General features: G+C 68.2%; 10 protein-coding genes. 7 read left to right on the top strand and 3 right to left on the bottom strand.

The genetic code is table 11. The features are described 5' to 3' along the window. Together AZOLI_RS10920 and AZOLI_RS10915 are read right to left on the bottom strand one after the other, a co-directional pair. Entirely contained in the window at window positions 1–2,205 is a 2,205-nt protein-coding gene (locus AZOLI_RS10920) for a putative bifunctional diguanylate cyclase/phosphodiesterase (protein WP_162488059.1), read from the bottom strand. Window positions 2,206–2,692: 487 nt separating this feature from the next. After that, a complete protein-coding gene (locus AZOLI_RS10915; RefSeq protein ID WP_044550781.1) occupies window positions 2,693–3,640 on the bottom strand; it encodes an AEC family transporter in 948 nt (315 codons plus the stop codon). Between the two features lie 140 nt (window positions 3,641–3,780). Here AZOLI_RS10915 and AZOLI_RS10910 point away from each other — a divergent pair, with 140 nt between their 5' ends. From AZOLI_RS10910 to cimA, 4 genes are all read left to right on the top strand, one after another. Beyond that, complete coding sequence (locus tag AZOLI_RS10910) at window positions 3,781–4,206, top strand: tellurite resistance TerB family protein (RefSeq protein ID WP_014248691.1); 426 nt, start codon at window positions 3,781–3,783, stop codon at window positions 4,204–4,206. Between the two features lie 65 nt (window positions 4,207–4,271). After that, window positions 4,272–5,159 (top strand): NAD(P)-dependent oxidoreductase, encoded by an 888-nt coding sequence (locus AZOLI_RS10905; RefSeq protein WP_014248690.1) that lies wholly within the window; start codon window positions 4,272–4,274, stop codon window positions 5,157–5,159. A 215-nt stretch (window positions 5,160–5,374) separates the two neighbouring features. After that, complete coding sequence (locus tag AZOLI_RS10900; protein ID WP_014248689.1) at window positions 5,375–7,051, top strand: methyl-accepting chemotaxis protein; 1,677 nt, start codon at window positions 5,375–5,377, stop codon at window positions 7,049–7,051. A 184-nt stretch (window positions 7,052–7,235) separates the two neighbouring features. Then, window positions 7,236–8,837: a citramalate synthase gene (cimA, locus tag AZOLI_RS10895; RefSeq protein ID WP_014248688.1), complete on the top strand. Its 1,602-nt coding sequence runs from the start codon at window positions 7,236–7,238 to the stop codon at window positions 8,835–8,837. 192 nt (window positions 8,838–9,029) lie between these two features. Here the strand turns inward: cimA and AZOLI_RS31090 are convergent. Further along, a protein-coding gene (locus tag AZOLI_RS31090; RefSeq protein WP_076611714.1) for an IS630-like element ISAli2 family transposase occupies window positions 9,030–10,093 on the bottom strand; the annotation gives its coding sequence in 2 pieces (ribosomal slippage) (window positions 9,030–9,610 and window positions 9,610–10,093; 1,065 coding nt in all). Window positions 10,094–10,285: 192 nt separating this feature from the next. Between AZOLI_RS31090 and AZOLI_RS10880 the strand changes: the two genes are divergently transcribed. From AZOLI_RS10880 to AZOLI_RS10870, 3 genes are all read left to right on the top strand, one after another. Beyond that, window positions 10,286–10,753, top strand: a complete 468-nt coding sequence (locus AZOLI_RS10880) for a preQ0 transporter (protein ID WP_014248687.1) — start codon at window positions 10,286–10,288, stop codon at window positions 10,751–10,753. 112 nt (window positions 10,754–10,865) lie between these two features. Then, on the top strand, window positions 10,866–11,402 hold the full coding sequence (locus tag AZOLI_RS10875; protein ID WP_014248686.1) for a flagellar basal body-associated FliL family protein: 537 nt from the start codon (window positions 10,866–10,868) through the stop codon (window positions 11,400–11,402). 279 nt (window positions 11,403–11,681) lie between these two features. Next, a complete protein-coding gene (locus AZOLI_RS10870; RefSeq protein ID WP_014248685.1) occupies window positions 11,682–13,052 on the top strand; it encodes a DEAD/DEAH box helicase in 1,371 nt (456 codons plus the stop codon). Window positions 13,053–13,105 lie beyond the last annotated feature (53 nt).

Raw genomic sequence — 13,105 nt, 5'->3', positions numbered from 1 at the left:
TCAGCCCGCGCAGGGGGCGGGAGCAGTGCCGTCCCCTGTGACCGTCTCCAGCGGTCTCGCCGACGGTGCGTCGGCGGCGGGGAACCGAGCGGCGATCTCGGCCAGCGGGGCCGGATGGCCCAGCAGATAGCCCTGCATCTGGTCGCAACCCTTCGATTGCAGGAAATCGAACTGCTCTTCCGTCTCCACCCCCTCGGCGATGGTTTCCATGCCGAGACCGTGGGCCATCATGATGATGGTTTCGACCAGCCGGGCCGCAGCCGCCCCATCGGTGGCATTGGAGACGAAGCAGCGGTCGATCTTCAGCATGTCGAAGGGATAGCGCTGCAGATAGCTCAAGCTGGAATAGCCGGTCCCGAAATCGTCGATGGACAGACGGACGCCGTAGCTGCACAGCCGGTGCAGCGCGTCGGTCACCTCCGGCGCTTCGTCCATCAGGACACCTTCGGTGATCTCCAGCTCCAGACGGCTTGGCGGCAGGCCGTGGGCGGCGAGCGCCTCCGTCACGCGGAAGACGAAGGACGGGTCGCGCAGTTGCCGGGGCGAGACGTTGACGGCGACCCGCGGTGCCGATGCCTCCTTGCCGAACAGGTCGGCGGTTTCGCGGATCGCGGTTTCGATCACCCAGGCGCCGATCTCGCCGATCAGCCCGACCTCTTCCGCCACGCAGATGAAATGTCCCGGCCCCACCAGCGTGCCGTCGGGCTGGCGCCAGCGCAGCAGTGCTTCCAGGGCGACAGGCCGGCGGCCCCCCGCCTCGACGATCGGTTGGTAGTGGAGCACGAATTCGGAGCGCAGGACGGCGAGCCTCAGGCGGCTTTCCAGCATGATCCGCTGCTGGACCCGCTCGTTGATTTCGGCCGTGAAGAATTCGTATCGGTTCCGTCCGCGCTCCTTCGCCCGGTAGAGGGCGAGATCGGCGTTGCGCATCAGCTCCGGCGCGTCGCTGCCGTCCGACGGGTAGAGCGCGATGCCGATGCTGGCCGTCACGAAATGATCGTGGCCGCAGATCCGGAAGGGCGGGGCGAAGGCCTCCAGCACCCGTTCCGCCACGCCGCGCGCCGCGACGTTGCCGGCGATGCAGGGCAGCACGACCAGGAACTCGTCGCCGCCCATGCGGGCCAGGGTATCGCCCTGCCTGATCGATGCCGACAGCCTGTTCGCCGCCTCCCGCAGCAGCGTATCCCCCGCCTCGTGCCCCAGCGTGTCGTTGACGTTCTTGAAATTGTCGAGGTCGATGAACAGGAGCGCGGACGGCAGCTGGTTGCGCCGGGAGCTCAGGATCGCCTGTTCCAGCCGGTCGCGGGTCAGCAGGCGGTTGGCCAGCCCGGTCAGCTCGTCGAAATGCGCCTGCCGGTACAGCTGCTCCTCATAGCTGCGGCGCAGGGCGATGTCGTGCTCCAGCGCGGCGTTCGCCCCGGCCAGTTCGCAGTTGGCGGCATAGAGGTCGCCGGCCAGATCGTTGAAGGATCGGATCAGCTGGTCCAGCTCGTCGGGCCGGCTCGGCGCCGGCCGGTCCAGGGTGAGGAGCGGCGGCGAGGACAGGCGGTCGTGCCGGCGCATGCTGGCGGCGATGGAAATCAGGTGGCGCGTCACCAGCCGGTGGCAGATGAACAGGATGAATCCGGACACCAGGAAGGTCTTGATGCCCTGGCTTATCAGGATCACCTCCGCCGTCGTCAGCAGACGATGGTACACGTCGTCCAGCGTCGCTTCCACCCGCAGCGTTCCCAGCGTCAGGGTCTTCCCCTCCGCCAAGCGGGTCAGCGGCATTTCGGCATGGAGGCCGGGCCGCTCCTGCGGCGTGCCGACGGTGAGCACCAGGGGGTTCTTCGCGGTCGCGCTGTGCTCCCTCACCTCCGCCATCTGGATGTCCGGCAGGCGGATGATGCCGTTGAGCAGCAGACGCAGCTGGTCGTGGTCGACCACCCACAGGCTGTTGCTCATGCTGGGAACGGTGCTGAGCCTTATCTCGTCGAACCGGCCTTCGATCCCGCGTACCTCCCGCCGGAAATCGAAATAGAGTTGGAGCGCCGTGGACACGAGCGTGACGAGGGTGCTGAACAGAAGGATCCAGAAGAGAAGACTGACGGCGATGCCGCCGCCAGCCCAAGGGATGGATAGGCGTCGCCCCAAGGGTGGCGGATTTCCATCATTGCCCGGGCGGATCGTTACGGCCCGGCCCGGAGCGCTTCCGTCAGACATGGCCCGGCTCCGCATTGCTTAGGGGTCGCAAGGTAGCGGAGGGCCGGCGGGTGCGGACAGTTGGGGCTGACGCTGATTCCAAGGCGCGGCATCGCACGACGGATGGATGGAAGCGCGGCGGGCGGGCTGCGGGCGCTTCAGAAAATCGATGGGTCATGGCGTGCTGCATCGCTTCCGCTCCGCTCCATCCCCACTGGTGCGGGGCTGCCGTTTCCAACACCCGCGCCAATGCCGCGCCTTCTTCTCCAAGCCGGGCCGCCTGAATTCTCCGATATGCATTCTTGCAATCGCCAGGCAGCGGAGCAAGAGTTTCATACGACTGCAACAGTTCGCATTATTGAATGCGGAACGAGCCGGTCATGGCGGCATGCACCGGCCATTTCCCCGCCCCCGGCGACCACGTCCGGTGTTCACGTGGTGGACAAGGGGAGCGGGAGCCGAATCCTTGCCGTCTTCTCATCCGTACAGACGGCTCTAGGGCGCCGCATCATCCTGCGGGGGCGTAGACGGCCAGCAGCGCCGACAGGGTCACCACGCTGAACACCGTGGACACCAGGATGGCCGATGAGGTGCGTTCCACATAGGTCTGGTACTGGGTCGCGACCACGAAGGTCAGGGCGCCGGTCGGCAGTGCCGCCAGGATCACGGCGCTGCCGGTCCAGAAGGGGTCCATCGGGAACAGGGTCTGCGTCAGCACCCAGGCCAGCGCCGGATGCACCAGCAGCTTCAACGCGCTGATCCACCCCGCCTCCGCCAGCCCGGCGGTCAGCCGCTGCGAGGCCAGGAACAGGCCGATGGCGAACAGCGCGCAGGGGCCGGCGGGGGAGCCCATCAATTCGCAGAAGGTGGCGATCGGCTTCGGTACCGCGACGCCGGGCAGCAGCGCCGACCAGGCGAGGCCGGCGGCGGTGGACAGGATCAGCGGATTCTTCGCCAGCGCGCGCCCGACATCGCGCAGCGCCTTGCCCACCCCGTTGCCATGGCTGTTGGCGAACTCCATCCAGACCACGGCGATGCCGACCATGATGGCGCTCATGATGACGGTCGCCAGGATGGTGGGGGCCAGGCGGTCCGGGCCGAAGGCGGCCAGGAACAGCGGGATGCCCATGTAGCCGGTGTTGGAGAAGGCGGCGTTCAGCCCCTGCATGCACTGGATCTGCGTGCGTTCCCGCCGCAGGAGCCGGCCGACGATCGCCCCCAGCGCGTAGACCAGCAGCATCGATCCCAGGAAGGCGCCGATGAAGGGGCCGTTGAAGATTTCCGGAATCGACCGCCGCGCCGTGCCCAGGAACAGCACCGGCGGCAGCGCCATCCAATAGACGAACTTGTTGAGCGCCTCCGACGAAGCCGGGCCCAGCAGCTTCGACTTTCCGGACAGGAAGCCGGCCAGGATGATGGCGAATACGGGAAAAGCGACATTGAGGACGACGTTCATGATGCGCGACAATAGGGGTAGCCAACCGTCGCGTCGAGCGACCGACCCCTCCGCCGCGAGCATGGCACCCTTGACGCCGCCCATGCGGCGTTCGAGATTGCGGCAAGGACACGCGACCGCTCCCCAGGGGAGACCGCCTCATGAGAAAGCCGACAGACGCAATGATCGACCACCACAGCGCCCTCATCTATGTCATGGTCCTGGTATCCGCCTGCGACGGCGATATGACCGACGCGGAACTGGAGGCCATCGGCGAGAATGTGCGCTACCTGCCGATCTTCCAGGATTACAGCGGCGATCAGGTGATGGCCGCCACCCGCGAATGCACCGCCATGCTGTCCGACAATGACGGGCTGGACACGGTGCTGACCATCGTCGAGCAGGCGCTGCCGTCCAAGCTGCGCGAAACCGCCTATGCGGTCGCCTGCGACATCGCCGCCGCCGATCCCAAGGCCTCGCAGGAGGAGCTGCGCATGCTGGAGCTGATCCGCCACCGGCTTGGGGTGGACCGGCTGTGCGCCGCCGCCATCGAACGCGGCGCCCGCGCCCGCCATATGCGCCTGTGATCCTGCCGGCCTTCTCCTGAAAGCCCGGAATTTTGCCGGCCCGGAATTTAATCGAAAGCCTGGACATGAGCGACGAGATCACCCGCCCCGACCTTTCCGGCCGGCGCATCGGCTTCATCGGGCTTGGCCTGATGGGCAAGCCGATGGCCCGCGCCCTGGCCCGCGCCGGTGCGGAGCCGGTGGTCAGCAGCCGCAGCCCCGGCCCGGTCGCCGAACTGGCGGCGGAGGGCATGATCGCCGCCACCGGTCCGGCCGCGGTCGCCGGGCAGGCCGACATCGTCATCCTGATGCTGACCGACACGGCGGCGGTGGAGACGGTGGCCGAGGCGCTGCTGCCGGTCCTGCGCCCGGGCCATCTGGTGATCGACATGGGCACGACCGCCGTCGCCGCCACCCGCGCGCTGGCCGAACGGGCCGCCGCGGCCGGCGCGGACTGGCTCGACGCCCCGGTTTCCGGCGGCACGGTGGCGGCGGAGGCCGCGACCCTGACCGTCATGGCCGGCGGAACCGATGCCACCTTCGCCCGCGCCCTGCCGGTTTTGCAGGCGATGGGCCGCCGCATCACCCATGTCGGGGCCAGCGGTGCCGGCCAGATCGCCAAGTCCGCCAATCAGGTCATCGTCGCGTTGACCATTGGCGCGGTGGCGGAAGCGCTGGCCCTGGCGCGGGCGGCCGGCGCCGATCCGGCGAAGGTGCGGGACGCCATCCGCGGCGGTTTCGCCGAATCCCGCATCCTCGACCTGCATGGCGGCCGCATGGTCAGCGGCGACTTCACGCCGGGCGGCCGCGTCACCACCCAGGTCAAGGACCTGCGCCAGGCGGAGGAGCTTGCCCAGCAGTCCGGCATCGACCTTCCGACGCTGGGCCTGTCGCTGGAGCTGTTCGAGATGCTGGTCGACCAGGGAGATGGTGCACTGGACCATTCCGCGCTCTACCGCCTGTTCGCGCGCTGACCTTTCGCGGTTGCCGGCGCCGGTCAGCCGGCCCCCCATCCGCACACCCGTTCTCCCGAGCAAAGATCGGTCGCCGAACAGTCAGGGTTGGCACCAATGTGCCGCACTCCGTCGTCACATAGCTTTGTGGATTAGATCGTCTTTCAGACCCTATGCCTGAAGTCTGGTCTTTTCCTTGCAATTGTGTGACGACGCTCTGGACGGGGAGGTGGCGGATGAGCCTGAGCCTGCGGACGCTTCTGATTGGGGTTCTGGCCATTCTCGGCGTCATGCTGGGCTCCGAGGCGCTGAACGGAATAATGAATCTCCGATCCGCGAACGAGCGCATGAAGTCGGTCTATGAGGATCGCGTCGTTCCCCTGCGCGACCTCAAGATCATCTCCGACGCCTATGCCGTGCTGATCGTCGATACCTCGCACAAGGTGCGATCCGGCGCGCTGTCCTGGCCGGACGGTGGCGCCGCCGTCCGCAAGGCGCAGGCGACGGTGCACGAGCGCTGGGCCGCCTACACCGCCACCATGCTTACCGCGGACGAGGCCCGTCTGGTGACCCAGGCCCGCGCGGCGATGGACAAGGCCGACGCTGCGGTCGCCTCCCTGCTGCGTGTGCTGGATGCTCTGGACAAGGCGGCGCTGGATCGATTCGTCGTCCAGGATCTTTATCGCAGCATCGACCCGGTGACCGATCAGGTTATTGCGCTGATCGACCTGCAGGTCGCGGTCGCCGGAAACGACTTCAAGGACTCGCAGGAGCTTTATCTGAGCGAGAGCCGGCAATCCTGGATGCTGCTGGCCGTGGCGGCGCTATTGCTGGCTGCCGGGATCGGCGTCGTCGCCCGCCGGGTGGTCGCGCCTCTTCGACTGATGACGCAGGCGATGGACCGGCTGGCCGCGGGCGACGTGACCGTCGCCGTGCCGGCGGCCGGGCGCCGGGACGAGATCGGCCGGATGGGCCGCGCCGTCGCCGTCTTTAAGGACAACGCCATCGCCAAGCAGAGGATGGAAGCCGAGCAGGAGCAGGCCAAACAGGCGATGGAGGCCGAACGCCGCCGCATGATGGCCGAACTCGCCGAGCGGTTCGAATGGGCGGTGCAGGGCGTGGTCGGACAGGTGACCGATGCCGCCGGCCGGCTGACCGCCAATGCACAGTCGCTCTCGGCTCTGGCGGAGCAGAGTCGCGCCCAGGCTGCTGCAGTCGCCTCCTCCAGCGGCCAGACCTCTGCCAATGTCCAGACCGTCGCGGCCTCGGCGGAGGAGATGGCGGCGTCGGTCGGCGAGATCACCCGGCAAGTCGGGGAGGCGTCCGCCATCGCCCGCCGGGCGAACGAACGCGCCCGGCACACCGACGGAACCATCCGCCAGCTGGCCGACCATGCCAGGGGCATCGGCGACGTGGTCCAGCTGATCAATTCCATCGCTGCCCAGACCAACCTGCTGGCGCTGAACGCCACCATCGAAGCGGCGCGTGCGGGCGACGCCGGTAAGGGGTTCGCCGTCGTCGCTGGCGAGGTCAAGGCGCTGGCCACCCAGACGGCCAATGCGACGGAGCAGATCGCGACGCAGATCGGCAGCATGCAGGGCATCACCGGGGAAGCGGTGGACGCAATCGCCGAGATCGGCCGGACCATCGACGACATCAACCGCATCGCCGCCACCATCGCCGCCTCCATCGATCAGCAGGACGCCGTCTCGCGCGAGATCGCGCGCAACGTCCAGCAGGCCGCCGTCGGCACCGAGGAGATTTCCACCAGCATCGTGGTGGTGCACAAGGCGGCCGACGACACCGGTGCATCGGCCAGGGAAGTGCTGACGGCGGCGCGCAGCCTGTCCGGCGACGCCGACCGGCTGTCGGTGGAGGTGAGCGGCTTCATCCGGCAGGTGCGGTCGGCCTGACCGGAATGCGGCGGACGGCATCCGCAATCCATCGGCCAATCCCGTCCGTTGCGGCAAGAGCTCGCTTTTCGCAAGTTTCTTCTCAAAACGGTTGAGCGCGGGCGCCGCATCGTCCATTCTCCCGGCTTTCCACGGGGCGGCGGACCTTCCGCCGTTCCATCGGCTTAAGACAGGTCAGGCGGCGATGACGGGCGAACGCATCTATCTTTACGACACCACGCTGCGCGACGGGGCGCAGACCCAGGACGTGGATTTCTCGGTCGCCGACAAGATCGCCATCGCCAAGGACCTCGACCGGCTGGGCGTCGACTATGTCGAGGGCGGCTGGCCCGGCGCCAACCCGACCGACGACCAGTTCTTCGCCGAGGCGCCGCAGCTGACCCGCGCCGTCTTCACCGCCTTCGGCATGACCCGCCGCCCCGGCCGCAGCGCCGCCAACGACCCGCAGCTGACCGCGCTGGCGCAGTCGAGCGCCAAGGCGGTCTGCATGGTCGGCAAGACCTGGGACTTCCATGTCGACGTCGCGCTGAACATCCCGCGCGAGGAGAATCTCGATCTGATCCGCGACAGCATCGCCGCGCTGCACGCCGCCAAGGGCGAGGCTCTGTTCGATGCCGAGCATTTCTTCGACGGCTACAAGCGCAACCCGGCCTATGCCGTCTCCTGCATCAAGGCGGCCTATGAGGCTGGCGCGCGCTGGATCGTGCTGTGCGACACCAACGGCGGCACCCTGCCGCACGAGATCGACGCCATCGTGCGCGAGGTGGTGGAGACCCACGGCATCCCCGGCGACCGGCTGGGCATCCACTGCCACAACGACACCGAGAACGCGGTCGCCAATTCGCTGGCGGCGGTGCTGGCCGGCGCGCGCATGGTCCAGGGCACCATCAACGGCCTTGGCGAGCGCTGCGGCAACGCCAACCTCGTCTCGCTGATCCCGACGCTGATGCTGAAGCTGGGTTACGAGACCGGCATCCGGCGCGAGGATCTGCATCTCCTGACCCAGCTGAGCCGCGCCTTCGACGACCGGCTGAACCGCGCGCCGAACCGGCATGCGCCCTATGTCGGCGCCAGCGCCTTCGCCCATAAGGGCGGGCTGCATGTCTCGGCGGTGGAGAAGGACCCGTCCTCCTACGAGCATGTCGCCCCGGAGGCCATCGGCAACCGCCGCCAGATCGTCATGTCCGACCAGGCCGGCCGCTCCAACCTGATCGTCCGGCTGCGCGACATCGGCATGGCGGTGGACGCGAAGGACGACCGGCTGACCGGCCTGCTCGATCTGGTGAAGCAGCGCGACAGCGACGGCTACGCCTACGACACGGCGGAGGCCAGCTTCGAGCTGCTGGTCCGGCGCGAGCTGGGCGAAGTGCCGCGCTTCTTCGAGCTTCTGCGCTTCCACGTCACCGACGAGCGCCGCTACAACGCGGTCGGCAAGCTGGTGGTGGAATCGGAAGCGGTGGTGCGCGTGCGCGTCGGCGACGCCGTCCGGCTGGAGGTGGCGGACGGCAACGGCCCGGTCCACGCGCTGGACGTCGCCATGCGCAAGGCGCTGGAGCCGGTCTATCCGGCGCTGGCCCAGGTCAGCCTGTCCGACTACCGCGTACGCATTCTGGCCGCCAAGGACGGTACCGGCGCCATGCCGCGCGTGCTGATCCGCAGCGCACGGACCGACGGCACCGAATGGTCGACGCTGGGCGTCTCCACCAACATCATCGAGGCCTCGATGGAAGCGCTGGTGGACAGCTACACCTACGCCCTGATGAAGAGCGAGGCGAAGCCGGTCTGAGGGCCGGTGTGAGGGCTGAATGCCCCTCCCTTCCCATGCTTGCGCATGGGCCCCTTCCCTCCCCGCCTTTGGCGGGAGAGGGTGTATAGCGAGAGCGGCGGCAGTCCCCTCTCCCGCGAAGCGGGGGAAGGCTAGGGAGGGGGCAGACTATACCTTCCCACCATGGCGATGTTCTGTTAGCTAATACCAAGTTCATGAAGTTTTGACCTGTGTGGCCCACGGATAACCACAGGTTGATTGAATGCGGCCTGGCTTGTTGATGAGGGAGTTCCAGGCGCGGCCACAGGCGTCGATAATGTGCTTTGTGTCGGTGAACAGGCGGTGCGAGAGGACGGTTTCCCGCATCACCTGCCAGAGGCGCTCGATGGCATTGAGTTCGGGGCTGTAGGGCGGCAGCGGCAGCAAGGTCAGGTTGGCCGGCACCTCCAACTCATTGGCGATGTGCCAGCCGGCTCCGTCCAGCAGAACGACGGCGTGCCCCTCGTGCGGCACGGCTTGGCTGATCTCGGCGAGCATCAGCGTCATCGCCTCGGTGCTGACGCGCGTCATCACCAAGGCGACGCCGGTGTCGCGCTGCGGGCACACGGCGCCGAAGATGTAGGCCGACTTGAAGCGATGATCGCGCACGGCACGCACCCGGATGGCGCGCGGCGCCCACAGCCGGGTCAGGGTCCCCTTCTGACCGACCCGGGCTTCATCCTGGAACCAGACCTCCAGCCGCTTGCCGGGGTGGCGCTTGGCGATGGCGGCGAGTTGGTCGGGGAAGTTTTTTTAAATGCCTCCTGGGCCGCGGGATCGGTCTTGGGGTGGATCGGGCGCGGGGTCTGCCAGGACAGCCCCATCTGCTGGAGCACGTTGTGCATGCCGCCGCGGCTGTAGTCGGCACCGAAGTGGCGCTTGGCCAAGTCTTGGATGTGGGTCAGCCGATACTCGACCACGCCGTCGCGCTCCAGGTCGGGACCTGCGGCGATCAGCGTCGCCAGCTCCGGGCGCAGTTCATCGGCCAGCAGGCGGGGCCGGCCGCTACGCGAACGGTCGCGCAGGCCGGACACGCCCTCGGCGTTGAAACGATGCACCCAATCGCGCAAGGTCTGCCGGTCCATCCCGCCCAAGCGCGCGGCGTGGGCCCGGCTGTGACCGTCCAGCACGGCGGCGATCGCCAGAAGACGCGCCGCCACCCGCCCGTCCTCCTCCAATCGGGCCTGCCGGCGCAACTCGCAGACCGAGATGTCCTGTCGGATCGCTATCGCTGGCATTCCCGCTCCCCGCTGAATAGAGCGGACAGCGAATCACACCAAAGCCGCAGCCTCAATCCCCTGCGACACAACGCGAGTCAGAAATTTCTGGATGCGGTATAACGCGGTTTCGGGGCGCTCGCATTCACGCGGGGACTGCTCCGGTCACCGGCGCCCGTATTGCCGCGGGTCCGCTTTCGGAGGATCATCGCCATGCTCTGGCTTGCCGCCTATATCGGCAGCATTCTTGCCATCAACTTCGCCTTCAGCCTGTTTCCGCACCTGGATCTGGTCTGGTCCTGCTGGGCCGGGCTGATCTTCATCCTGCGCGACATGGTTCAGGTGCGCTTCGGCCATTGGGCGCTCGCCGCCATGCTGGGCGGCACCGTGCTGTCCTATCTGCTGACCGATCCCTTCGTCGCCACCGCCAGCGTCGTCGCCTTCGCGGTGTCGGAGATGATCGACTGGGCGGTCTTCACCATCACCCGCCGCCCCCTGCGCGACCGTCTGTGGATCAGCGCCGCCCTGTCGGTGCCGGTCGACACCGCCATCTTCTTCGGCATGCTGGACATCTGGGATCCCACCGTGTGGGCCGCCAGCCTCGCGTCGAAGCTGCTGGGCGTCTCGGCGGTGTGGCTGCTGATGCGCACGCGGGAAGGGCGGATGGCCGTAGCGGCCTGAGGCTTCCGGGAGGGCGCCCGTCGCCATGGCGGCGCCCCCCACCTCCACCGAATCTTAACCACGGTCGCGCTACACTCCTCCATGCCCCTGTCCGGCCCGGAGGAGGCCGACCATGGCCACGAACAGAACGCTGCATGGAACGCCGTACCCGGCCCCGCCCCCCGATCCGCTGAGGCGGGATCCGCTGGACACGCTCGCCCCGCAGCCTGCGCCCCATTCAGAAGCCGCCCATCCGGCCCGCACGCTGATCGTCGTCCTGGTCGCGCTGGCGACCCTGGCCGGGCTGGCCTATGGCGGCGGTGTCGCGGTGGACCGCATCATGGAACAGCGGCGGATCGAGGCGCGCATGGGGCCAAAACCCCGCCTCGCGCAATTGCCGGCGATCGAGGTGCCGCTTGGGGGCTTGCGCGCGGTGGAGATGCAGGTCTCGCTGGTGCTTGCGCCGAAGGTGGAGGCCGACCGCGTCCTGCGTTACCAGGACCGCATCGCCGACCGGCTGTTCCAGACCGTCAGCCAGGCCGACACTGAAACCCTGACCGGCACCGGCTCCGCCGACTTCCTGAAAGCGCGGATCAGGGACGCCGTCAACCGCGAGGCCGGGACCGGCCTGATCCGCGACATCTACATCGAACGCATGGTCGTCAAGTGAAGGACGCGGGGCTCGTTCGGCGATGCCCCTTGTCTTGTGCGGCGCAATAGCCTATGTAGGGCGTCTTGATCGCTGGAGGCTCGCGCGTCTCTTGAGCGAGACGCGCTGTGATTGCGCAACGGCAAACGCCCACCAAGGTTCTGGGGCGCCCCGGCCGCTGCATCGGATAGACGCCTCTCCCTCTATCGACCTCCTCCCGGCGAGTCCGCCGGTATGTCCCACGCCCGCCATCGGGGCGCGCGGGGCCGTGCCGTGTTGCTTTGAGAAGGTTGTTACGACTTGACGTTTTCCGAACTCGGCCTGCACCCGCTCGTCCTGAAGGCCCTCGAGGCGTTCGAATACACCACCCCGACCCCGGTCCAGCTCGCCGCCATTCCGCCGGCGCTGCAGGGCCGCGACATCCTCGCCACCGCAGAGACCGGCACCGGCAAGACCGCCGCCTTCATGCTGCCGACGCTGACCCGCACCGCCGAGCTGCCGCTGAACGGCGCCGCCACGCCGCGCGTGCTGGTTCTGGCCCCGACCCGCGAGCTGGCCAAGCAGGTCACCGACGCCGCCCGCAAATACGCGAAGTTCATGAAGCTGAACATCGTGGACGTGGTCGGCGGCATGCCCTACCGCGAGCAGCTGCGCCTGCTGTCGCGTCCGGTCGACGTTCTCGTCTGCACTCCGGGCCGCTTGCTGGACCATGTCGCCCGCCGCCGCATCGCGCTGGACGAGGTCGAGGTGCTGATCCTCGACGAGGCCGACCGCATGCTGGACATGGGCTTCCTCGACGATGTCGAGACCATCGCCAAGTGCTGCCCGCCGACGCGCCAGACCCTGCTGTTCACCGCCACGCTGGACCGCCGCATGGCGCAGCTGGCCGGCAACCTGCTGCGCAATCCGGAGCGCGTGGCCGTCGAGAGCCAGGCGACTGCGATCAACGTCGAGCAGCGTCTGCACCATGCCGACGACCTCGACCACAAGCGCCGCCTGCTGCAGCATTTCGCCGCCCAGGAAGAGGTCGGCAAGGCGATCATCTTCGCCGCCACCAAGCGTGATGCCGACACGCTGGCCGAGGAGCTGAGCGCCGCCGGCCATGCCGCCGCCGCCCTGCATGGCGACATGGACCAGACCAAGCGCAACCGCACGCTCCAGCGTCTGCGCACCGGTCAGGTCCGCCTGTTGGTCGCCACCGACGTCGCCGCCCGCGGCATCGACGTGCGCGACATCACCCACGTCATCAACTTCGACCTGCCGCGCTCGGCGGAGGACTATGTCCACCGCATCGGCCGCACCGGCCGCGCCGGCGCCTCGGGCATCGCCGTGTCCTTCGCCTCCCGTGCCGACCGCGAGACCCTGGTCCGCATCGAGCGCTACACGAAGGCGACGCTCGAAGTGCATGTGGTGCCCGGCCTGGAGCCGACGCGCCCCTTCACCACCGGTGGTGCCGGCCGTCCGGCCGGTCGCAGCGGCCGTCCGGGTGGCGGCGCCGGCAAGCCGTGGCACCGCAACGGCGAGTCCAAGGGTCCGCACGCCCCGCGCGGCCCCCGTCCGGACTATGCCCGCAACGACAACCACCGCGGCGATGCCCGCCCGGACCACGCCCATGCCCGCCGTGAAGCCCACGGCAACGGCAAGCCGGCGGCCCGCGCGAAGAGCTGGTAAGGGTTCGGTTTGAGGTAGGAGTACCAGGGAGGGACGTGCTTCGGCCCCCTCCC

This window comes from Azospirillum lipoferum 4B, from assembly GCF_000283655.1.
Lineage (GTDB): Bacteria > Pseudomonadota > Alphaproteobacteria > Azospirillales > Azospirillaceae > Azospirillum > Azospirillum lipoferum_C.
This window is presented reverse-complemented; position numbering and strand designations above follow the sequence as displayed.